At 47.8% G+C, this 22,126-nt stretch carries 18 protein-coding genes; 12 read left to right on the forward strand and 6 right to left on the reverse strand.

Annotation, left to right across the window (positions count from 1 at the left end):
• Positions 1-54: 54 nt before the first annotated feature.
• Positions 55-3,291: a response regulator gene (locus JJU34_RS04035; protein ID WP_228691040.1), complete on the forward strand. Its 3,237-nt coding sequence runs from the start codon at positions 55-57 to the stop codon at positions 3,289-3,291.
• A 21-nt stretch (positions 3,292-3,312) separates the two neighbouring features.
• Here JJU34_RS04035 and greA read toward each other — a convergent pair whose 3' ends face one another.
• The 5 genes from greA to JJU34_RS04060 form a co-directional block, all read right to left on the reverse strand.
• Positions 3,313-3,789: a transcription elongation factor GreA gene (gene greA, locus JJU34_RS04040; protein ID WP_228691041.1), complete on the reverse strand. Its 477-nt coding sequence runs from the start codon at positions 3,787-3,789 to the stop codon at positions 3,313-3,315.
• Positions 3,790-3,926: 137 nt separating this feature from the next.
• The gene (locus JJU34_RS04045; protein WP_228691042.1) at positions 3,927-4,865 is read right to left on the reverse strand and encodes a 2-hydroxyacid dehydrogenase; all 939 of its coding nucleotides are present in this window, start codon (positions 4,863-4,865) and stop codon (positions 3,927-3,929) included.
• 11 nt (positions 4,866-4,876) lie between these two features.
• Positions 4,877-6,244, reverse strand: a complete 1,368-nt coding sequence (gene mgtE / locus JJU34_RS04050; RefSeq protein WP_228691043.1) for a magnesium transporter — start codon at positions 6,242-6,244, stop codon at positions 4,877-4,879.
• Positions 6,229-7,014 (reverse strand): 16S rRNA (adenine(1518)-N(6)/adenine(1519)-N(6))-dimethyltransferase RsmA, encoded by a 786-nt coding sequence (gene rsmA / locus JJU34_RS04055; protein WP_228691044.1) that lies wholly within the window; start codon positions 7,012-7,014, stop codon positions 6,229-6,231. The genes mgtE and rsmA overlap by 16 nt, the downstream gene beginning before the upstream one ends.
• A 43-nt stretch (positions 7,015-7,057) precedes the next feature.
• Positions 7,058-7,219, reverse strand: a complete 162-nt coding sequence (locus JJU34_RS04060; RefSeq protein ID WP_228691045.1) for a hypothetical protein — start codon at positions 7,217-7,219, stop codon at positions 7,058-7,060.
• A gap of 23 nt (positions 7,220-7,242) precedes the next feature.
• On the opposite strand from JJU34_RS04060, the gene pdxA reads away from it, so the two are divergent.
• The 3 genes from pdxA to rpmF all read left to right on the forward strand — a co-directional run bounded on the left by pdxA (position 7,243) and on the right by rpmF (position 9,095).
• Positions 7,243-8,271, forward strand: a complete 1,029-nt coding sequence (pdxA, locus tag JJU34_RS04065) for a 4-hydroxythreonine-4-phosphate dehydrogenase PdxA (RefSeq protein ID WP_228691046.1) — start codon at positions 7,243-7,245, stop codon at positions 8,269-8,271.
• Positions 8,272-8,340: 69 nt separating this feature from the next.
• The gene (locus JJU34_RS04070; protein ID WP_228691047.1) at positions 8,341-8,886 is read left to right on the forward strand and encodes a YceD family protein; all 546 of its coding nucleotides are present in this window, start codon (positions 8,341-8,343) and stop codon (positions 8,884-8,886) included.
• Positions 8,887-8,903: 17 nt separating this feature from the next.
• Entirely contained in the window at positions 8,904-9,095 is a 192-nt protein-coding gene (rpmF, locus tag JJU34_RS04075) for a 50S ribosomal protein L32 (protein ID WP_209330562.1), read from the forward strand.
• Between the two features lie 102 nt (positions 9,096-9,197).
• On the opposite strand, the gene JJU34_RS04080 is transcribed toward rpmF, so the two are convergent.
• Positions 9,198-10,757 (reverse strand): hypothetical protein, encoded by a 1,560-nt coding sequence (locus JJU34_RS04080; RefSeq protein ID WP_228691048.1) that lies wholly within the window; start codon positions 10,755-10,757, stop codon positions 9,198-9,200.
• Positions 10,758-10,897: 140 nt separating this feature from the next.
• Here JJU34_RS04080 and JJU34_RS04085 point away from each other — a divergent pair, with 140 nt between their 5' ends.
• The 8 genes from JJU34_RS04085 to JJU34_RS04120 all read left to right on the forward strand — a co-directional run bounded on the left by JJU34_RS04085 (position 10,898) and on the right by JJU34_RS04120 (position 22,110).
• Complete coding sequence (locus tag JJU34_RS04085; RefSeq protein WP_228691049.1) at positions 10,898-12,070, forward strand: 2-isopropylmalate synthase; 1,173 nt, start codon at positions 10,898-10,900, stop codon at positions 12,068-12,070.
• Positions 12,071-12,396: 326 nt separating this feature from the next.
• Complete coding sequence (locus JJU34_RS04090) at positions 12,397-13,395, forward strand: beta-ketoacyl-ACP synthase III (protein WP_228691050.1); 999 nt, start codon at positions 12,397-12,399, stop codon at positions 13,393-13,395.
• 30 nt (positions 13,396-13,425) lie between these two features.
• A complete protein-coding gene (efp, locus tag JJU34_RS04095; protein ID WP_228691051.1) occupies positions 13,426-13,989 on the forward strand; it encodes an elongation factor P in 564 nt (187 codons plus the stop codon).
• 116 nt (positions 13,990-14,105) lie between these two features.
• Positions 14,106-14,573, forward strand: a complete 468-nt coding sequence (gene accB / locus JJU34_RS04100) for an acetyl-CoA carboxylase biotin carboxyl carrier protein (protein ID WP_228691052.1) — start codon at positions 14,106-14,108, stop codon at positions 14,571-14,573.
• Between the two features lie 27 nt (positions 14,574-14,600).
• Positions 14,601-15,956, forward strand: coding sequence for an acetyl-CoA carboxylase biotin carboxylase subunit (gene accC, locus JJU34_RS04105; protein ID WP_228691053.1), 1,356 nt, complete (start codon positions 14,601-14,603; stop codon positions 15,954-15,956).
• A gap of 212 nt (positions 15,957-16,168) precedes the next feature.
• Complete coding sequence (locus JJU34_RS04110) at positions 16,169-18,487, forward strand: PSD1 and planctomycete cytochrome C domain-containing protein (protein ID WP_228691054.1); 2,319 nt, start codon at positions 16,169-16,171, stop codon at positions 18,485-18,487.
• A 1-nt stretch (position 18,488) separates the two neighbouring features.
• Positions 18,489-19,946, forward strand: a complete 1,458-nt coding sequence (locus JJU34_RS04115) for a DUF1501 domain-containing protein (protein WP_228691055.1) — start codon at positions 18,489-18,491, stop codon at positions 19,944-19,946.
• A 28-nt stretch (positions 19,947-19,974) separates the two neighbouring features.
• The gene (locus JJU34_RS04120; protein ID WP_228691056.1) at positions 19,975-22,110 is read left to right on the forward strand and encodes a c-type cytochrome domain-containing protein; all 2,136 of its coding nucleotides are present in this window, start codon (positions 19,975-19,977) and stop codon (positions 22,108-22,110) included.
• The last annotated feature ends 16 nt before the right edge of the window (positions 22,111-22,126 follow it).

Consider the following 22,126-nt stretch of genomic DNA (forward strand, 5'->3'; position numbering starts at 1 on the left):
TGCCTTTCCGGCACGGTGTGAATTCACTTTTGTTTTACCGACTACATTAACTTCATGTTATCACGTAAGGAAAATTTGACCCTGCTCCAGCACCTGTTGGACAATACCTCCGATGCTACGCAGGTTTCCTTGGAAAATGGCAATCTCTTCTATATCAATGCGGAAGCATCCAAGCGATTGGGAATAAAACCTAGTGAGGCACACAACTACTATGTGTGGGATTTCGAAGAAATATTCGTGGACCGATCCGTTTGGATGGCTCACGTGGAGGAGTTAAAGCAGATTCCTTACATGGTGATAGAAGGTACCAATGTGAATCAGGTAACCGGAGAGAAATTTCCGGTAGAGGTCACCGTCAAATACCTTTGGATTGACAACGAAGGCTATGTCGTAGCCAATTCGCGGGATATCTCTGAGCGGAAAAAGATCGAAGAAGAGTTGGTTCACACCAACACCTTTTTATCGCGGGCGATGAAAATGGCGAAAATGGGCTCCTGGGAATTTGATTTAGTCTCCAAGGACCTAAAGTGGAGTAAAAACCTCTACAAGATCCACGAGCTTCCTGATGACACGCCAATTACGCTAGAGTTGGCATTAAGCTTTTTCTCTAAAAAGGACCAGATCACGCTTTCTAGGATTACGGAGGAGATGTTAAAAACCGGTCAGGAGGCTGAATTCATCGGTAAAATCAATCTGAGAGGAAGACTGTCTAAATGGGTAAAAATTAAGCTTCTGTTGATTCGGGAAGATAATCAACCCGACAGATTTGCTGGACTCACCCAGGATATTACGGAAGAGCAATTAGCCAAAGATGAGGTGCTCAGACAAATCGAGTTGCAAAGACTCATGATTGACATTTCCTCCACGTATATCAATACAAACATGGAGGATTTGTCAAAGACAATTAGCGAATCCCTTTCCAGAATATGCCGCTTTGTACAGGCAGACCGTGGCTACGTATTTGAGTACGATTTTGTTAAAAATGTCGCATCTAATACCTACGAGTGGTGTGCCGACGGTATAGCACCTGAAATAGATAACCTCCAACAGCTACCGGTGGAACTGATACCCGACTGGGTCGGGCACCACCAGCGTAAAATGACTTTTGAAGTTCCGGACATAGACACCCTCAAGGATATCAGCGTAAAAGAAATCATTGAACCTCAGGGGATCAAAACCCTCATTACTCTACCTATGATCCATCAGGATCAACTGATGGGGTTTGTAGGATTTGATTGGGTAAAAGAAAAACACACTTTCAAAGATGCGGAGAAAAAATTATTGAAAATATTTTCCGAGCTACTGGTGAGCGTTGAAACAAAAAGCAGCCTGGAGCTGTCTCTGATTCTCGCCAAGGAAGAGGCTGAGAAATCAACCCGAGCCAAGTCCGAGTTTTTGGCAAACATGAGTCATGAGATACGGACCCCCTTGAATGGAGTAATAGGGTTTACGGATTTATTGATAAATACCGAGCTATCCGAAGTACAGCTTCAATATGTCCAAAGTGCGCATTCGTCCGCACACTCGTTGCTCGGAATCATCAATGACATCCTGGATTTTTCAAAAATAGAAGCTGGGAAGCTGGATCTGGAAGAAATTGAAACCGATATCGTTGCGCTCATCGAACAAACAGCAGATATCGTCAAGTTCAATACCTCTTCAAAAAACTTAGAGTTTTTGATGGATATCCAAGTAGATATTCCCCGTTTAATGGTAGTAGATGCCATTCGTTTAAAGCAGATCCTTGTCAACCTGTTGAGCAATGCCCTTAAGTTTACCGACCAAGGGGAAGTTGAACTGAAGGTATCCTTTGAAATGGACGAAGAGAATCCATCCGAAGGGCAGTATACGTTTTCCGTGAGGGATACAGGAATCGGTATTTCAGAAGAGCAGCAGAAAAAACTGTTCAAGTCGTTCTCTCAGGCCGATTCGTCTACCACCAGAAAATTCGGAGGGACAGGTCTGGGGCTGGTTATCTCCCAGATGCTTGCTGAAAAAATGGGCTCGGGAATACACCTTGTTAGCGAGGTCGGCAAAGGTTCTACTTTTTCGTTCACTATTAAAAGGCCATTCATCCAGTCGGCCGATGCCGTAGTAAAGGAATTTTCCAGTATCAAAAGAATCCTGGTGGTAGATGACAATGCGAATAACCGACGGATTCTGCGGGATATTTTATTCCATTGGAAAATTGAAACCGAAGAAGTAGATAATGGGCTAAGTGCACTTCACCTACTGGACCAAAACCGGTCATTTGATGTGCTCATCATCGATTACCAGATGCCCTATATGGATGGACTTACCACCATTGCGGAAGCCAAAAAAATTCTGTCAAAATACAAGGGGAAAAAACCGAAGATCCTGCTTTACAGCTCGGTGGATGAGGTGCAGTCCGATGCCCGATACCAAGACCTGGAAATCGACGCAAAACTGATCAAACCAGCCAAAATATCCGAGTTGTTCAATTGCCTGCTAAGCCTTGCGGAAGACCGTGTCTTTGGTCCCAACGAGAAGGATCTGCACTCTAAAGCCGTCCATTTGACTTCCCATGATCCCCTGAAAATTTTGATCGCCGAAGATGTGTCGCTGAACATGATTCTTCTGAAAACGATTTTGAGGGCGCGGTTTCCGAATTGTCAGATTTTTGAAGCTCAAAATGGCCAGGAAGCAATTGACGCCTATGCTTCGCAAGCCCCTGATTTGATATTTATGGATGTACAAATGCCCATAATGGATGGTTACCAGGCCACTAAAGAAATCAGGAGATTGGAAGCCATCTCTGGGTCAGAGGTGCCCATCATCGCGCTTACCGCGGGTGCACTTCCAAGTGAAAAAGAGGCCTGCCTATCTGCAGGCATGAACCATTTCATGACCAAGCCATTGGAAAAACAAAAAATTCTGGATCTGGTTCAGGAGTTACTTCTTCCAGATACAGCCGCTGACCTTTCCTATACCCAGAAGGAATTTGATCAGCAAGCGCTGCTGAACGTCCTGTCCGGAGACGAAGTGCTACTTAGAGATATTATGTATCAGGGATTGGCTGAGATCGAAGATGCCTTCCAAAAGCTCCTAAACCCCACCCTTTCAGACGACCTAGAGGTTCAAAGCCTACTTCATAAAATCAAGGGGCTATCCGGAAGCTTGTGTCTGTATCGACTTGCAGAAGAGGTAGCAGAGATGGAATCCATAGAAGATCCGATCGTTGTACTTGCTATTGGCAAAAAGGTACTTGCATCATTCAAGGAGCTGAAAGCCAAGATCGCGCAAAAACTTTCGGGCGGTCTAGCTACGTAGAACTACCCGCCCAACGAAAAGTCAAGAATGGGAGATCTCCAGGATTTCAAATTTCAACACTCCTGCAGGTGCCTTTATTTCAGCTATTTCACCCTGTTTTTTGCCTAGAAGCCCTTTCCCAAAAGGGGAGGCTAAAGAAATTTTGTTGGCTTTCAAATCCGCTTCCTCTTCAGAAACCAGTGTATAGGAAACCGTCATTCCATTTTTAACATTTTTAATCTTTACCGTGCTCAGAATACCCACCTTAGAAGTGTCCAGTTTTGAATTGTCCAATACCCGGGCGTTTCCGATCACTCCTTCGAGTTTGGCAATCTTTAGCTCCAAGTGCCCCTGCGCATCTTTGGCTGCATCATACTCAGCATTTTCACTCAGGTCTCCTTTATCTCTAGCCTCGGCAATCTGCCTGGCTATGTCCGCCCGACCTTTTGTCTTCAACTCATGAAGCTCGTCCTTTAGCTTCTTAAGTCCCTCCTCGGTGTAATACTGTATATTTCCCATAATCGCTATTCGTTAACTCCCAATAAATAAAATAACGGTCTCAGCTACGAGACCGTTTCATATACGTTTTCCATATGTAAGTAGTGCAAAGATATAGCAACTATTATTAATTCACAACGCAAGCGCCCAAAATTTGATCACCTGGGGAGCATCCATTTCCCTGCAATCTTCTGTACAAGTACCTGATTTATTTTGACATAGGATTCTACCGTCCACCCGGCTACGTGAGGGGAAAACAGGACGTTTGGCCGCTCCGTCAACCGCTGAAACGAGATCTTTTGCGCACTACTTAGTGCTTGAAGGCGCTCGTTTTCCAGCACGTCCAGCATTGCACCCTTCAGTATGTTTCTAGAAAGAGCCTCGTTTAGCGTGTCAAAGCCAATGACCTCTCCACGTGCCGTGTTGACAAGGTAAAGGGGCTTGCGAAAGCCTTCCAACACCTCCATGGTGAAGAAATTGCGGGTCTCCGGTGTAAGTGGCACATGAATGCTGAGGATGTCTGCCTCCGCCTGTAGCTGCTCAAACGAGGCCTCCTTTACCCACTCATCTCCAAAATCAGACAGGTACTTGTCGTAGGCCATTATGCTAACGTCAAAACCTCTTAGCCTTTTGGCAAAGGACCTACCCATATTCCCATAACCGAAAACCCCTACCGTTTTACCGGAAAGTTCCTCTCCTCGATTGCCCTCTCGATCCCAGATCCCACTTCTAACCTGCCGATCTGCCTGCCCGAGCTTGTTGAACATCATCAGGATCATTCCTAGCGCATGTTCCGCTACGGCATCTCTGTTCCCCTCCGGGGCGTGATGCAACTCGATGCCTCTTTCCTGTAGAAACGTGAGGTCTATATTATCCAACCCCGCCCCGGCCCTAGCCACAAACCGAAGATTTGTGGCCAGCTCCAATACCTCTCTGTCGATTGGGGTTTTGGATCGAATGACCAACCCATTGTAGGCCCCAACACACTCCAGAATCTCCCTTCGGGTAATGTCCGGCCGGTAATCTACATCATACCCCTCCGCTTCCAGCAAGGGCACAATACTCGGATGCATTTGATCGATGATTAACACCTTCATGTATCAGGCCTTTATAAATTCAACAGTAACATAGCCACGGAGAAATAAACCGCCAACCCCAGCAAATCATTTGCCGTCGTGATAAACGGACCGGAAGCCATGGCCGGATTTATACCAATTTTATCCAGCACAATGGGTGTCAGGGTACCCATAAAAGACGCCAATAGCACCACCGAAAACAAGGCAATAGAAACCACCAGTCCAAACTTCATGGGCTGCCCGTAGAAGAATACCACCGTGATAAACACGAAAGTGGCCAAGACCACGCCATTTAGCACTGCTACCACCAATACTTTAATGAATCGCTTGGTGAGGCTGTCTTCGAATACGGATTTGGCAGCCAAAGACTGCACAACCAACGTGGAAGACTGAATACCCACATTTCCGCCTGTAGCTGTGATCAGGGGAATAAAAAATGCCAAGGCCGTTACGGCACTTAGACCTTCTTCAAAAAAACCGATAAATCCGGCACCCAGCAGGCCTCCAACCATTCCGATCAGCAGCCATGGCAGGCGGGCTTTGGAAAGACGGTAAACGGAATCTGATTCCACTACGTCATCGGAAATACCCGTCATGGCTTGTATATCCTCTTCGGCCTGCTCCCGAAGTAAATCAAGGATGTCATCCACCGTGATCCGACCTACCAGCTTGTTCTTTACATTGACGACAGGAACAGCCTCCAGGTCATATTTCCTCATTATTTCAGCTACCTCCTCCCCTTCCATATACGTGGGCACAGAGATAATATTCTCATCGTACAGGTCTGCAATCTTGGTGTCAGAAGCCGCTAGAATGACCTTCTTGAGTGCAATTCGGCCCATCAGCTTCTCCTTGTTGTCCACCACATAGATGGAGTAAATTTTATCTACGTTTTCGGCTTGCCTCCTGATCTCGTCGATGGTCTGCACCACGGTCCAATTCTGATTGGCCTTGATGAATTCTTTGGCCATCAGACCGCCTGCGCTATCATCGTCGTACCTAAGGAGCTCCATGATGTGGAGGGTCTTCTCCTTTTTCTCCAAGTGGCCGATGACTTCTTCTCTATCCTTGACAAGCAATTGATTTAGGACGTCCACCGCGTCATCAGACTCCATTTGGTCTATCAGCAGGGCCAGCTCGGAAGGCTCCATGGTCTTGATGACCTTGTACTGCGAATCCTCATCCAATTCGATAAGAATGTCCGCAGCGACGGCGGGGTCCAGCGCCCTTAGCACAAAAAGTGCTTCCTCCATGTTGAGTTCATCCAAGATGGCCGCTATGTCCGCCTTGATGGCATCCTCCATGGAGGTTTTTATGAAGGCGATATCCGCGCCTTGTATACTTTCTTTAAGCCTTTCCAGGTATTCTTTGGAAAGCTCAAACTTTACGATTGATTCCAAGAGGCTTGTAGTTTATTGGTTAAGTATATAAACTCCGGTACACCTAGCTGCTCAGCCCGCAAATCCAACATGGGGTCTAAGCTGAAATCACCGGCTCCGCCGAGACTCTTGAGCGCATTTCTCAGCATTTTTCTTCGGGTGCTAAATGCCTGCTTTACCACCCGGAAAAACAGCTTTTCATCGCAACCCAGGGTGCTCACCTCGTTACGCCTGAGTCGGACCACCGCGCTGTTCACTTTTGGAGGTGGGTCAAACACATGCGGGGGCACATCAAACAGGTACTCCACCTCGTAAAAGGCCTGCAACAATACGCTGAGGATTCCATAGGTTTTGTTGCCTTTTTTCGACGCAATACGCTCTGCAACTTCTTTTTGCAGCATGCCAACTACTTCACTTACGCGGTCACGCTCCTCCAGCACTTTGAAGAAAATCTGCGAGGAAATATTGTACGGAAAGTTTCCCGCTACCACGTAAGGGACAGGCAAAACCTCTCTCAAAGGCGTCTTGAGATAGTCTGCATGCACGATCCGATCAGTAAGAAAAGGATATTTCTTCTGTAGGTAAGCAACCGACTCGCCGTCTATCTCCACCAAGTATAGGTCCCAGGCCGCCGCAAGGAGAAAATCTGTGAGCACTCCCATCCCCGGACCAATTTCGAGTACCGCTTTTGCGTCCCTATGGCCGGTAACTGCCTGTGCGATCTGTTCAGCGATCCGCAAATCTTTGAGGAAGTGCTGCCCCAAATGCTTCTTTGCCCTTACTTTATCCATGTTGTGCCGTTATTGGGTACCGATATCCAAAAGTAAAACAATATTACTGAATGACCACAGGTAAGCCGTTACTATCCGGGAAATCTACCCTTTCCCGATGAAGGGTAGCTCCGGCATACCGCCATGCGTGAGGCTTGAGCATAGTAAATGCCAATATTTTACTAACTTGCACTCCGTTCATCCGTCGCAGGCGACGGATATTCATGTGTAAGCGAATTACGACACTCTATGAACATTCGAAAAAACAAGCCGGTAATCGGAATCAGCATCGGAGACATCAACGGCATAGGCGCTGAGGTCACGATGAAGGCGCTACAGGACAACCGACTCCATAAATTAATCACTCCCGTCATCTACGGGCACGGCAAGGCCCTCAGCTTTTACAAAAAGGCTCTGGGCCTAGAAGATTTCAACTTCATGCAGATCCGAAGCATCGAAGAAGTACATCATAAAAAGGTAAACGTCATCAATGTGGTGCCCGACTGTCCAGAGATACATCCCGGAGTGGAAACCGTAGAAGCCGGTAAAATGGCATTTGCCGCATTAAGCCAGGCCACCGACGACCTGAAAAACGGCCACATCGAAGCTCTGGTGACTGCTCCGCTGAACAAAAACAATATACACACCCCAGAAAACCGGTTTATCGGACATACCGAGTTTCTTTCCGAAGCCTTTGAAGTTGAGAAAAGCCTCATGTTCATGGTTTCCGACGATATGCGGGTGGGGCTAGTAACCTCGCATGTCCCACTTCGACAGGTCAACGAACTATTGACTCCCGCCACTATCCGGGAAAAGCTAAAACTAATGATTAAGTCTCTAAAAGAAGACTTTGGCATTGCCAAACCACGGATAGCCCTACTGGGACTGAATCCGCATGCAGGAGAGGACGGTCTGCTTGGGACAGAGGAGCATGAAATCATCCAGCCCGTGGTAAAGGAATTCAAAGACAAGGGCATCTTGGTCTTTGGTCCGTACCCTTCTGATGGTTTTTTTGGCATGATGCACTATAAGAAATTTGACGCGGTGCTAGCCATGTACCACGATCAGGGACTGATACCGTTCAAAACGATCTCCTTTGAAACCGGCGTTAACTTCACCGCCGGGCTACCAGCGGTACGTACCAGTCCGGACCACGGCACAGCCTACGACATCGCCGGAAAAAATACCGCCAACGAGGGATCCATGAGGGCTGCGATCTTTCAGGCGTGTGAAATTCTAAAGCAAAAGCAGGGCTGGCAAGAAAGCTCAAATAATTAAGCCCCGCTTTTTTATTATCAAAAATAAATCTCTAAATTTGCGGTCTTAATTTAGGAAAAGGAGGGAGAAGTGAAATTCTTGAAGAATTTTGACATTGATATCATTCGCCTAAAGGATGGAGAACACGCTTTCCCTTTTGAAATCAAAAGTGATTTCTTTGCATACTTTGCTGGCAACGATTTCGTTTCGGACGGAAAGCTGAAAGCCAATGTCATCCTGAAAAAGCAAGCAGGCGTCATAGAAGCTTGGTTTGAGATCAACGGGACGGTGCTTTTGACTTGTGACCGAAGTCTCGACGAGTACGACCATGAGCTGATAATCCGCGAGCGTATTCTTTACAAATACGGTCCGGAGGAGGGGGAGTTGAACGAAGAGGTTTATCTCATTACCAACGAAACCGCCCACATCAATGTGGCCCAGTTGATATATGAGTTTATCCTCCTAGCGATTCCCGCCAAAAGGTTGCATCCTCGATACCAAGAGGAAGAACTCGACGACGAAGATATAGAGGGGACGTTGGTATACAGCAGTGCGCCGGACGAACCGGAAGAAGAAACGGAACCCGACAATAATCCCCTTTGGGAACAATTAAAAAAATTAAAGAATAAAGAATAATTAACCATAACTGAGAAATGGCACATCCTAAACGGAAAATTTCGAAAACCAGAAGAGATAAGAGAAGGACGCATTACAAACTGAATGCTCCTGGGCTTTCACAATGCCCTACCACAGGTGAAACCCACCTACGACATAGAGCTTTCTGGCTAGATGGCAAGCTGTATTACAAGGGACAGGTAATCATGGAAAAAGAGGTATTGGCCTAATAGCCGTTACCCTGTTTTTCGTACAGATACAAACAGCCAACCTGATGCCAGGTTGGTTTTTTGCGTTGGAGCCCGGCGTAACGGGCAGCTAGACCTGAGTGATTATTTCTCCACCTCCATTTTTTCCCGAAATTTCTCCTGAATGATTTCCTGTACCGATCGGTTTTCGATTTTGCTCTCCAGCCAAGATATGATATCCAAATAGAGGAACGCCCGTTTTTCATAGGGATGCTGCTCAAAGGGTTTCAGCCGCTCACGCAATGCCACGAATGCCGCCTTGAGTTGATAATCATATATCTGACCCAGCTGACGAATAAAAGCCATCATCTCCCGCTGGACTTGGTGTAGGTCATTCATCTTTACCAGTACTTTATACACATTCCTTATCTGCTGATCCAGATCTTCGTCCATCCCTGCTTCGTAGCTGGCAATCAGCTTCAGGATATGGGCAAAGCACTGCAAATCCTCGCTTAGCCCGGCCCCCGTTTGCTTGATTACTTCATCTAAGTAGAAGATTGCCTCCGGGTTTTCACCGGCGCCAAAATATAGACAGGCTACTTTGTAGTTCAACACTGCCTGATGATGTACGTCTAGCTTGTTTTGCAGTGCCTGAAATTCTTTTTTAAAGGTCGGCATAATGGCTTCAATGCCCAATGAAAACTCTCCACGCATAAACCGTATGTTCAGCGCGTTGGTGTAATAATATAGAAATGCCAGCACCGATCCGTTTTCGTCCAGTTGAAAATCCGGAGTCCTCAGGTTGTCCTCAAACTTTTGCAGCACTTCGGTAAACCTTTCGTAATACCCCAGGTAAAAAAGGGTGTCCAATAGGTAATGATACGCCTTCAAATAGTTGCCTGTGGCCACCTTTCGCATATCTGGAAATTCGTCAAAGAGGTCCACCCATCGCTGTGCCGCGCGGTAGCAAAGGGGGAAATCCTGAACAATATGGAAAAACCAAACCTGTGCCTGATACAGGTAAAGCTTCTCATAAAACCCCAGCTCCTGAATCTCAAACTGAGGCATATTGGCCGCATAAAATGCCTCCACCCGCTTTCTATCTTCCGCGTCTTTTACATACCCTGTTTTCAGGTACAATCCGTATAACTGCAACGAAAGATTACTGAACGCATTCTTCCTGGATATCTGTACCGACATGTCCGTGGCCTGCTGACTTAGTGTCTCTGCCCGATCCTGCATACTGCGCGTGATGTGCTGGGATTCGATCACCTTTTCCAACTCGACTATACGGAGCACCAGCGTGTCTAAAAAATACCGGGTGGCCAGTTGCTTTGCCTTTTCCAGCACTTTCAGGCTCTGCATATACAGGCCCTTTGAATACAAAATACGGGCGAAGTCAATTTGCTCATTTAAGTGTAATTCAACATTTCTATCTGCATAGATCAACCGCAAGCTCACCAGTAGCTGCTTATATAAATGGGATTTCAAGTTGGCCAGTTGTTTTTTGGCTACAGGAAGTTTCTTAAGAAGGGCTCCTTCGTCGTAATGAGACATCTTATCCAAGACATCAAAAAGCTGCACAAACTTGGCATTTTCATTGGCCTCCATCCTTTTGGCAAAAAGCTTGAAACTTCTTTTTTCAGCCGGGGAGAGATTTTTAATCAGCTCAAACAAAAAATCTTTCTTGGAATTGGATATCATATTTTCAAACCATACATTATATTGATTTTCAACACTTTAAATAAACAACTAGCTTCGTTGGATATCAGAACATTAAAGATATACCAATTTTCGTTCCGTGCACAAGGTTTTACATTAGATTTTAGAAAACCAACGGACATATGGATAAAGGACACGTTTTAATTTTTGACACCACCCTAAGAGACGGGGAGCAGGTCCCCGGATGTAAGCTTAACACTCCACAAAAAATTGAAATTGCCCAACGTCTGGAAGAACTTGGCGTAGACGTTATCGAAGCTGGATTTCCCATCTCAAGCCCGGGAGATTTCAAATCTGTCGTAGAAATTAGCAAAGCGGTGACAGAACCCATCGTATGCGGGCTTTCTCGCGGCGTTAAAAAAGATATTGAAGTGGCCGCTGAGGCCTTGAGATTTGCCAAGCGCCCCCGAATCCACACAGGGATAGGCACCTCGGATCATCACATCAAATACAAATTCAAAAGCACCCGCGAGGGCATACTGGAATGGGCTGTGGATGCTGTTGCACACGCCAAAAAGCACGTAGAAGACGTAGAGTTTTATGCCGAAGATGCCGGCCGGACAGACAATGAATACCTAGCCCGCGTATGCGAAGCGGTCATCAAAGCCGGGGCCACGGTATTAAATATTCCTGATACCACCGGATACTGTCTACCCGATGAATACGGCGCGAAAATTAAATATCTGGTAGACCACGTGAGAGGCATCGAAAACGTGATCATCTCAGCCCACTGCCACAATGATTTAGGCTTGGCAACGGCCAATGCGATAGCTGCCGTAATGAACGGAGCCCGGCAAATAGAATGCACCATCAATGGCATCGGAGAGCGGGCAGGCAATACCTCCCTCGAAGAAGTGACCATGATCATGAAACAACATCCCAGGCTTCAGGTCACCAACCGAATAAATTCCAAGTTACTAAATCCAATCAGTCGGTTGGTCTCCGAGCGCATGGGTATGCAGGTTCAGCCCAACAAAGCCATCGTCGGATCCAACGCCTTTGCACATTCATCGGGCATTCACCAGGACGGCGTGATCAAACACCGGGAAACCTATGAGATCATTGACCCCGTAGAGGTTGGTGTGGATGAATCTACCATTGTCCTTACCGCCCGTAGCGGACGTGCCGCGCTCGCCTACAGACTGCATAAAATCGGTTATCCGGTAACAAAACTGGAATTGGACGGTATCTACGAATCCTTTTTGGAGCTAGCTGACAGACAGAAAGAAATCAGCGACGAGGACCTACGGACCATCATGTCCGAATCTGAGGTGACCCAGAAACAAGAGGCCTAGACGGTCTGATCCATTCATCTAGCATACGGAAGAGCATCTTTTGAATCAAAAGATGCTCTTTATCTTTTCACCAATTGGAGTGCATAGTCGGTGCAAGCCTGGGTGGGTGTTTATTTTCGGTGCCCCCCATTCGGGTCATTTTATCAGCCATAACTTGAAAAATCTTTGGTGGTGAGGGACATTTTAAATATTTTTGCCAGTCCGTTTCAAATATAGTTTTTGAGAAACGAAACAAAACCACACATAGGATCTTGAAAAAGGGGCACAAATGCAACGTTCAACCGCATCGTCGGGATCCTAATTTCCAATAGAAGTTTGATGAATCAATGAAGAAAGTCAGAGCGGTAATAACCGGAGTGCAAGGATGGGTTCCTGAATATGTGTTGACCAACCAAGAACTGGAGACCATGGTAGATACCAACGATGAGTGGATCACCTCCAGAACAGGTATCAAGGAAAGAAGAATTTTAAAAGGCGAAAACCAGGGCACATCCGTAATAGGCACTGAGGCGGTAAAAGGGCTGCTCGAAAAGACAAATACCCGTGCAGAAGACATTGACCTCATTATCTGCGCCACTGTGACACCCGACATGTTCTTTCCCTCCACGGCCAACTTAGTGGCCGCCAATGTAGGGGCGAACAATAGCTACGGGTTTGATATCTCTGCTGCTTGCTCCGGCTTTCTTTATGCCCTTACCATGGCGAGCCAGTTCATAGAGACAGGTATGCACAAAAAGGTCATCGTGATCGGCGCGGACAAGATGTCCTCTATCGTCAACTACGAAGACCGTACTACATGCATCATCTTTGGTGACGGCGGGGGTGCCGTTTTATTGGAGCCCACGACGGAGGAACTAGGGATTATGGACTCTATGCTACATTCAGACGGAAAGGGTGCCGACTTCCTTCATATGAGGGGCGGGGGCAGTCTACACCCGGCAAGTTTAGAGACCATTGCAAACAAAGAGCATTATATTTATCAGGAAGGCGCAACCGTATTTAAATTTGCGGTCACGAACATGGCCGATGTAAGTGCCAAAATCATGACCAAGAATCACCTAAACGGAGATGATATCGCTTGGCTGGTCCCGCACCAAGCCAACAAACGAATTATCGATGCAACAGCAAACCGCATGGGCATTGGGCCCGACAAAGTGATGCTCAACATCGAAAAATACGGAAACACCACTGCCGGTACGCTCCCCTTATGCCTTTGGGATTACGAACCCCAACTCAAAAAAGGGGATAACCTGATTTTAGCGGCGTTTGGAGGTGGCTTTACCTGGGGTGCGATCTACCTGAAATGGGGCTACGACCCTAAATAACAGTAATCAACTCAAAACCAACAAAATAACATGGCAAGTACCGCAGACTTTAAAAATGGCTTGTGCTTGGAATTCAACAACGACATCGTCAGCATTGTGGAGTTTCAGCATGTCAAACCTGGCAAAGGCCCCGCCTTTGTTAGGACCAAGATGAAAAGCCTAACGTCCGGAAAGGTTTTAGAAAAAACCTTTAGTGCTGGTGAAAAAGTAACTACCGCCAGAGTGGAGAAGAGGCCACACCAATTCATCTACGCAGATGACATGGGCTACCATTTCATGGACATGAATACCTTTGAGCAAATTCCCATCGAAGAATCGCTGATCGAAAGACCCCAACTTCTAAAAGAAGGGCAGATGGCAGACATCTTGATCCATGCAGAAACCGAAAAACCATTGGGTGTAGAGTTGCCTCCCTTTGTAGAATTAATGATCACCTATACCGAACCGGGGATCAAAGGGGATACCGCCACCAACACCCTAAAGCCCGCTACCTTGGAGACCGGAGCGGTGGTTATGGTGCCCCTTTTTGTGGAGCAGGACACCATGATCAAGGTAGACACGCGTGACGGCTCCTACTCAGAAAGAGTAAAGTAATTACCAAAACTTTGTGATTTTTTCACTAAATTTCAAGGTTACACTAATCAACTGTAAAAATAAGCACGCCTAGACCAACCCCTAGCGGAATGTGTACTGGCAAAAAACGATAACGTATGAAAGCGAAAGAGATACAAGAATTGATTGATTTCATATCACAGTCAGGACTCGCTGAGGTGAAAATAGAGACAGATGAGTTCAAGCTGTCTGTCAAAAAGAGTGTAGAACCAAGTTCGGCAAAGGCTCCTGAGGTATATGCAGCTCCCGCCATGCCGGTAGCCACCGCTCCAGCCCCAGCTCCGGCAGCTCCAACCCAGGAAACCCCTGCTGCAAGTGGAACCTTGGTGGAAATCAAATCACCCATGATCGGAACCTTTTACCGGACACCAAACCCGGATTCTCCCTCATTTGTAAATGTAGGCGACACCATTCAAGCGGGCCACACGGTATGTATCATAGAGGCGATGAAGCTATTCAACGAAATCGACTCCGAAGTGTCTGGAAAGATCGTCAAAGTATTGGTTGAAAACGCTTCTCCTGTGGAGTTTGACCAACCTTTGTTTTTAGTAGATACAGCCGGTTAAACCTTGTGAAACCTGAATCGAATAAACGTGTTTAAAAAAATATTAGTAGCCAACCGAGGAGAAATAGCGCTGAGGATCATTCGGACCTGCAAAGAGATGGGGATCAAAACAGTAGCTGTATACTCCACCGCTGACAAAGACAGCCTACATGTACGTTTTGCGGACGAAGCGGTGTGCATAGGTTCCCCGCCGAGCAGAGATTCCTACCTGAATATCCCCCGAATCATTGCCGCCGCAGAGATTACAAATGCAGATGCCATCCATCCCGGATATGGCTTCCTATCCGAAAACGCCGAGTTTTCCCGGATATGTGAGGAATACAACATCAAATTCATCGGGGCGAGCCCCGAGATGATCAATAAGATGGGCGACAAGGCCACAGCAAAAGCCACCATGGCGGAAGCGGGTGTACCCACCATCCCAGGATCCAAAGGCCTACTCCAGGACATGGATCAGGGTATCAAAGTGGCCCTGGAAATTGGGTATCCAATCATCCTAAAAGCCACCGCGGGTGGTGGCGGACGCGGGATGCGAATTGTGAAGCAGGAGAGTGAGTTTAAGAAGGCTTGGGATGACGCCAGACAGGAATCGGCTGCCGCCTTCGGAAACGACGGGCTTTACCTAGAAAAATTCGTAGAAGAACCGCGACACATTGAAATACAGGTCATAGGAGACTCCAGGGGTCGGGCATGCCACCTATCGGAAAGAGATTGTTCCATTCAGCGTAGGCATCAAAAGCTCGTTGAAGAAACGCCCTCCCCCTTTATCACAGACGAACTGAGGGACCAAATGGGCCAAGCTGCCATCAAAGGAGCTGAGGCAATCGCCTACGAGGGTGCCGGCACCATTGAATTTTTGGTAGACAAGCACCGCAATTTCTACTTTATGGAGATGAACACCCGTATACAGGTGGAACATCCCATTACCGAGGAAGTAACGGACTTTGATCTGATCAAAGAGCAGATAAAGGTAGCAGCAGGAGAACCCATCAGTGGTAAGAACTACTACCCTAAGCTATATGCCATGGAATGCCGTATCAATGCGGAGGATCCAGCCAACAACTTCCGTCCAAGCCCTGGGAAAATCGTAAACCTTCACCTACCAGGTGGCAGAGGTGTGCGAATCGACAGTCACGTGTATGCTGGGTACGTCATCCCACCCAACTACGACTCGATGATCGCCAAACTCATCGTGAGTGGTCAATCCAGAGAGGAAGTGATCGTTCGGATGAAACGTGCACTGGAGGAGTTTGTCATTGATGGTATCAAAACCACCATTCCCTTCCACCTGGCACTTTTGGAGGACGCAGAATTCAAAGCAGGCAACTTTACTACCAAGTTTTTGGATACCTTCGATTTTTCGAAGATTAAAAAGTTCAACTAAGGAAGCGGGGCTGCTGAATGGCAGCCCTGTTTTTTCTCCGGTTTTTCTTAAGGCCACCGGATTCCAAGAAATGGCCGTTTGCCACTTTTCAGGTCAATTTTTAATCCAGACCCCTTGCACTTTGCCATTTCCCCGTCAATAAAAAAACACTTGTTATTTCGCGTAATTTTGCTCATTTTGGGGATTGAAAAATAAACTCATCCGTCCCAACAATGCCCAAACAGTTCATTTACGTAATAGCACTAGTTGTCATCTCTTTGTCCGCATGTACGAACAAAAATTCCGATCAGGCGGGAAACCTAAAAGAGAGCGACCAACTCAGCTATAATTTTCACGTACGCCCCATCCTTTCGGACAATTGCTTTGCCTGCCATGGACCGGACGCCAACAAGCGGGAAGCAGGTCTAAGACTGGACACGGAGGAAGGTGCCTACGCAGCCTTGAAGGAAAATCCTGGCGCACATGCCATCGTTCCTGGCAAGGCGAAGGAGTCTGAAGTGATCAAACGACTGTTTTCCGACGATCCAAACGAGGTAATGCCTCCACCCGAGTCCAACCTCAAGCTCACCGAGGAGGAAAAGAACATCCTCATGAAATGGGTTTCGCAGGGCGCAAAATACGAGCCTCACTGGGCATTTGTTCTGCCCGAAAAACGAGCACTTCCTACTACCAAACATACAGATTGGGTGCAAAATGAAATCGACCATTTCATTGCCTCCAAGATGGAGTCAGTAGGCCTTACACCCAACAAACGGGCACAGAAAGCCCACCTGCTCAAACGGCTTAGCTTAGACCTTACGGGCCTTCCCCCTTCCCTGGAACTAATAGAAAAGTACCTGAAGGACGACAGTCCGAAGGCAACAGAAAACGTAATCGACGAATTACTGGCCGATCCTGCCTTTGGGGAGCGTATGGCTGTATTGTGGATGGACATCTCCCGCTACTCCGACTCCTACGGGTATCAGGACGACAATATCCGTACCCAATGGCCTTATCGGGACTGGGTCATCCATGCGTTCAACAAGAATATCCCCTACGACCAGTTTATCACTTGGCAGCTTGCCGGCGATATGCTACCCGATACCAACAAGGAAACCATTCTTGCTACAGCCTTTAACCGTAATCACAAATACACCGAAGAAGGCGGGGTAATCGAAGAAGAGTACCGGGTGGAGTATATTGTGGATAAGACCAATACGTTCACCAAGGCGATATTGGGCCTTTCGGTTGAATGTGCGCAGTGCCACGACCACAAGTACGATCCCATCTCCCAGGAAGACTATTTCAGCATGTATGCATTCTTTAACAACACCCCCGAAAAGGGATACGAGGGTGATGTGAGCGTTTCCAAACCGGCCAAAACGCCCATTATGTGGATAGAACGCAAAGACTTGCAAGATATATTGGGATTCGTAAACCACCGCGACACCAGCCGAATCATGGTTTCGGTAATGGAGGATTTCAAGGATACGCTACGGACCACCTACATTTTGGACCGTGGTCTCTACGATGCTCCCAGCCGCCCGGTCACTCCAGCCACTCCAGTTTCCGTGCTGGCTTTTGACGAGCAGCTTCCAAAAAACCGGTTGGGACTGGCCAAATGGACCTTTGACGAAAAAAACCCCCTCACTGCCCGGGTATTTGTTAACCTAATGTGGCAGGAACTTTTCGGTGTGGGTATCGTAAAATCCGCCGGAGACTTCGGCATGCAGGGCGATCTGCCTTCCCACCCTGAGCTGTTGGACTGGTTGGCAGTAGATTTCCGCGATAGCGGATGGGACATCAAAGGCCTGATCAAGAAAATGATCTCTTCAGCGACCTATCAGCAGTCTGCCGAGGTGACTGCCAAAAAGCTGGAGATCGATCCCGAAAACCAATATCTATCTTGGTCTCCAAGGATCCGGCTCAATGCAGAACATATACGTGACATTGTCCTGGCAAGCAGTGGTCTCCTTAACCGGGAGATCGGCGGACCCAGTGTGAAACCCTATCAACCCGAAGGGCTTTGGGAGGCATCTACCTCCGGCAGGGGTGAGTTGGCTGTTTACCGTCAGGACAAAGGCGAAGCGCTGTACCGAAGGGGGCTTTATACCTTTATTAAGCTGACCTCACCGCCTCCCAAACCGATCATATTTGACGGAAGCAACCGGGATCTGTGTGAGGTCACCCGGGGAAGGACCAACACCCCACTTCAGGCACTGGCTATGTTAAACGATCCGCTGGTGCTCGAAGCCTCCCGGGTACTTGCCTACAAGCTGCTACAAAGCCACGGCGATAAACAGGACCCAGCGATCACTGAAGCATTTACACGAATCCTGAGTAGACCACCCCATCAGCAGGAAATGGAACTGTTGCGGGATTTCTACCAGGACGAATTGACCCGGTTCAAACAACGTCCGGATGACATTACACCTCTCATTAGCATTGGAGAGTTTCCAATAGAAGAGGGTATGAATAAACCTGAAGCAGCTGCTTTGATGCAATTGGTAGTTGCCCTGTACAATTTGGAAGAAGCAATAACAAGGACCTAAAATGGAAAAAGAACGATTAGAAGGCGGACTAAACGAGAATAGGCGAAAATTCCTATCTAAAGCCAGTATTGGCTTGGGTAGTTTGGCTCTCGGTTCTCTATTGATACCTGATTTGTTTAAGGGAAGCTCCTCACTGGACACCGAACGGATTATGGCCAACGTTCCACACTTTGCCCCCAAGGCCAAGCGCGTAATTTATTTATTTCAAAACGGGGCACCCTCCCAGTTGGAGTCCTTTGACTATAAACCAACCCTCAATCAGCGCATGGGGGAAGAACTGCCTGATTCGATCCGGCAGGGGCAACGTCTCACGGGCATGACTTCTGGCCAGGCGTCCTTTCCGTTGGTAGGTTCCTATCACAAATTCAATCAGTACGGTCAGGCCGGTGCCTGGGTCAGCGACCTGTTCCCCTATACTTCCAAAATTGTGGATGACCTTTGCATCATCCGCTCCATGCATACCGAGGCGATCAATCACGACCCTGCGCTTACTTTCTTCCAAACTGGTGCCCAGGTGGGCAACCGTCCAAGTATGGGGGCATGGCTGAGTTATGGACTGGGAAGCGATAACAACAATCTGCCCAGTTTTTGTGTGCTGCTTAGCCGTGGCAAGGGAAATGGCCAGGGTGTGTATTCCAAGCTGTGGACAAATGGATTTTTGGATTCGGTGCATCAGGGGGTGCAGTTTTCCAGCGGCGAACAGCCGGTGCTTTACCTTGCCGACCCTGAAGGGATGTCTAAGGAAGACCGCAGAAGAATGTTGGATAAACTGGCTCAACTGAACCAGATGAATTACGAATCTTTCGGTGACCCCGAGATAAACACCAAAATCCAACAGTATGAAATGGCATACCGCATGCAAACGGCGGTTCCAGAAGTGACCGATCTGACCAAGGAGCCGGACAGCATTGTCAAGCTATATGGCCCTGAATGTCTGGTACCCGGAACCTACGCGGCGAATTGCCTGTTGGCCCGAAAACTTTCGGAGAATGGCGTCAGATTCGTCCAAATATACCATCAGGGATGGGACCAACATGGTAACCTACCCAATGAAATGGCAGGACAGGCACTCGACACCGATCAGGCCTCTGCCGCTCTAATTACAGATCTCAAGCAAAGGGGTCTGCTGGATGAAACCTTGGTTATCTGGGGCGGAGAATTTGGTCGGACCAATTACTGCCAGGGCCGCTTCTCTGCTGACAACTACGGACGCGACCACCACCCACGAGCCTTTTCCATCTGGATGGCCGGCGGTGGCGTGAAGCCGGGCGTTGTCTATGGCGAAACCGATGAGTTTGGCTACAACATCGTTAAGGATCCCGTGCATGTGCATGATTTCCACGCCACCATGCTGCACCTGCTGGGTGTGGACCACGAAAGGCTCACCTTTAAACACCAAGGCCGACGCTATCGGCTGACCGATGTGCATGGACATTTGGTAAATGATATCATTGCCTAACCAGAACCTCCCTAATAACCGTTACTTTATGATTTCAGAAAAATGGAAAACAATCGCCGGGCAGGTGCTCTTCGCCGCCCATGCGTTTGTTTTGGTGTTGGTTCTCGCCGAAGGCCGACTGGCAATCCCCGCTTGGCTCCATGTGTTTGGCCGGCTACATCCGCTGCTTCTTCATTTCCCCATCGTCATCCTATTGCTGGCACTTGTGCTGCTTTTGTTTCCCCACTGGGCCAAAACCAAGGAGGACGGAATGGAATACGGCGAAAACCTGCTGCTCCTAGGATGCCTTACCACCGCGTTCACAGTAATTGCAGGGCTGTTTTTGTCTCATGAGCCGGGATACGATCAGGAACAACTAGCCTGGCATAAATGGTCTGGGCTGGTGGTTTTTTGGCTTTCATCCCTTTTGTATACCTATCTCAACCAACCCTTCCCGGTCTGGCAAAAAGCCGGCATGGGAGTGATTGCTGTCAGTCTGTTGGTATCTGGTCATCTAGGTGCCTCCATTACGCATGGTGAGGGTTTTGTGACGGCCCCACTAGCTTCCGACGCACCGCTGGTGGCGTTGGAAGATGCGGAGGTTTTTTCGCACGTAGTCATGCCCATACTTGAGCAGAAATGTGTGAGTTGCCACAAGGCCTCCAAACAGAAAGGAGGTCTACGCATGGACAAGCCAGAGTTACTCACCAAAGGCGGCGACTCGGGCCCAGCCTTCGTAGCAAATGACCCCATGGGAAGCCTGATGGTGCAGCGGATGTTATTGCCGTTAGACGATGAAGAACACATGCCTCCCAAGGGCAAACCCCAACTCTCGGAAGACGAAATAGCCCTGCTGGAGGCTTGGATAGCGAGTGGATCCGATTTTGACCGAAAATTAACTGCATTTAGCGACACGAGCTCTCTTTTCCTGCTGGCAGTAAGTAAATTTAGCAACACCAAATCCTACGATTTCAAGCCAGCCAGTGCCAACACGGTCAAGGGCCTTAATAATTTCTATCGCAAAGTACAGGCATTGGGAATGGATTCTCCTGCCCTGTCTGTAAGCTATTTCGGCCGTTCCGCATTTGATCCCCAGTCGCTTTCCGAACTTAAAGATATCTATCAGCAAACTGTCTCCATCAACCTGAACAACATGCCTTTGGAGGATAAGGACATGGCCGTACTGGGCAATTTCCCTAATTTGGAGCGGTTATTCCTAAACTTTACAGACATAACTGGTGAGGGAATAAAACACTTGCAAGGGCTGGAGCAACTTCGTTTGCTCTCATTGGCAGGGAATTCATTGGATGCAGCTGCCATCACACACCTTTCCGAGCTGAAAAACCTGAACCACCTCTACGTATGGAATACGGGTTTGGAAGAAGCACAATTACAAGCTCTAAAATCTGCCCTACCAAATACTACAATTGAAACCGGCTACAAAGATGACGGCACCGTTTACCAATTAAATCCTCCCGTAATCAAGTACGACCGTGCGTTTTTCAGGGATAAGCTAGAAGTGAACATACAACACCCCATACAGGGCACCAGTATCTTCTATACACTTGATGGAACAGAACCGGACAGCAGCAACCACATCCTCTACGAAGGACCTGTAGAGATAACCGAAAACCTGACACTTAAAGCCCGGGCTTTTGCTCCTGGCTGGACGGGCAGCGCATTGACAAGCGCAGAATTCATTCAGTCCGCCAAGAGCCCGAAAACCTATTCACTCAAATACCCGCCTGCGGATCGCTACAAGGGCGACGGTGCAAAAAGTCTTTTTGATGGACACAAAGCGGTTAGAGATTCGTGGAACCTCAACTGGCTGGGCTTTCGGTTTACACCCCTGGAGGTAGAGATGGAATTCGAAGAACCCACTCCCATATCCGAAATGGCCTTGTCTATCTGGTATAACAGCGGCGGCTGGATGTTTCCCCCCCAAGAAATCGAAATCTGGTCCAAAAAAAGTGAAGGAGACGATTGGAAACTGGAAAAGAAACACAGGCCTAGCCAACCTCGAAAAGAAGATCCAAGCATGTTGACACGGGTTCCCATTCCCTTTCAAGCTGAGGATACCAGGTTCCTCAGGTTGGTTGCGCACCCCATAGCCGCTCTTCCCGAATGGCATGGAGCAAAAGGCCAAAAAGGATGGATCATGGTGGATGAACTGGTAATTAACTAAAAACCAATGTATGCCT

It is taken from the genome of Lunatimonas sp. (assembly GCF_020832325.1).
GTDB lineage: Bacteria > Bacteroidota > Bacteroidia > Cytophagales > Cyclobacteriaceae > Lunatimonas.

What these genes read in the sequence shown, in the direction of transcription:
- JJU34_RS04035 (WP_228691040.1), top strand. Translation starts at nt 55, where the DNA reads ATGTTATCACGTAAGGAAAATTTGACCCTGCTCCAGCACCTGTTGGAC.
- greA (WP_228691041.1), bottom strand. Translation starts at nt 3,789, where the DNA reads ATGGGAAATATACAGTATTACACCGAGGAGGGACTTAAGAAGCTAAAG.
- JJU34_RS04045 (WP_228691042.1), bottom strand. Translation starts at nt 4,865, where the DNA reads ATGAAGGTGTTAATCATCGATCAAATGCATCCGAGTATTGTGCCCTTG.
- rsmA (WP_228691044.1), bottom strand. Translation starts at nt 7,014, where the DNA reads ATGGATAAAGTAAGGGCAAAGAAGCATTTGGGGCAGCACTTCCTCAAA.
- JJU34_RS04060 (WP_228691045.1), bottom strand. Translation starts at nt 7,219, where the DNA reads ATGAATATCCGTCGCCTGCGACGGATGAACGGAGTGCAAGTTAGTAAA.
- pdxA (WP_228691046.1), top strand. Translation starts at nt 7,243, where the DNA reads ATGAACATTCGAAAAAACAAGCCGGTAATCGGAATCAGCATCGGAGAC.
- rpmF (WP_209330562.1), top strand. Translation starts at nt 8,904, where the DNA reads ATGGCACATCCTAAACGGAAAATTTCGAAAACCAGAAGAGATAAGAGA.
- JJU34_RS04080 (WP_228691048.1), bottom strand. Translation starts at nt 10,757, where the DNA reads ATGATATCCAATTCCAAGAAAGATTTTTTGTTTGAGCTGATTAAAAAT.
- JJU34_RS04085 (WP_228691049.1), top strand. Translation starts at nt 10,898, where the DNA reads ATGGATAAAGGACACGTTTTAATTTTTGACACCACCCTAAGAGACGGG.
- JJU34_RS04090 (WP_228691050.1), top strand. Translation starts at nt 12,397, where the DNA reads ATGAAGAAAGTCAGAGCGGTAATAACCGGAGTGCAAGGATGGGTTCCT.
- efp (WP_228691051.1), top strand. Translation starts at nt 13,426, where the DNA reads ATGGCAAGTACCGCAGACTTTAAAAATGGCTTGTGCTTGGAATTCAAC.
- accB (WP_228691052.1), top strand. Translation starts at nt 14,106, where the DNA reads ATGAAAGCGAAAGAGATACAAGAATTGATTGATTTCATATCACAGTCA.
- JJU34_RS04110 (WP_228691054.1), top strand. Translation starts at nt 16,169, where the DNA reads ATGCCCAAACAGTTCATTTACGTAATAGCACTAGTTGTCATCTCTTTG.
- JJU34_RS04115 (WP_228691055.1), top strand. Translation starts at nt 18,489, where the DNA reads ATGGAAAAAGAACGATTAGAAGGCGGACTAAACGAGAATAGGCGAAAA.
- JJU34_RS04120 (WP_228691056.1), top strand. Translation starts at nt 19,975, where the DNA reads ATGATTTCAGAAAAATGGAAAACAATCGCCGGGCAGGTGCTCTTCGCC.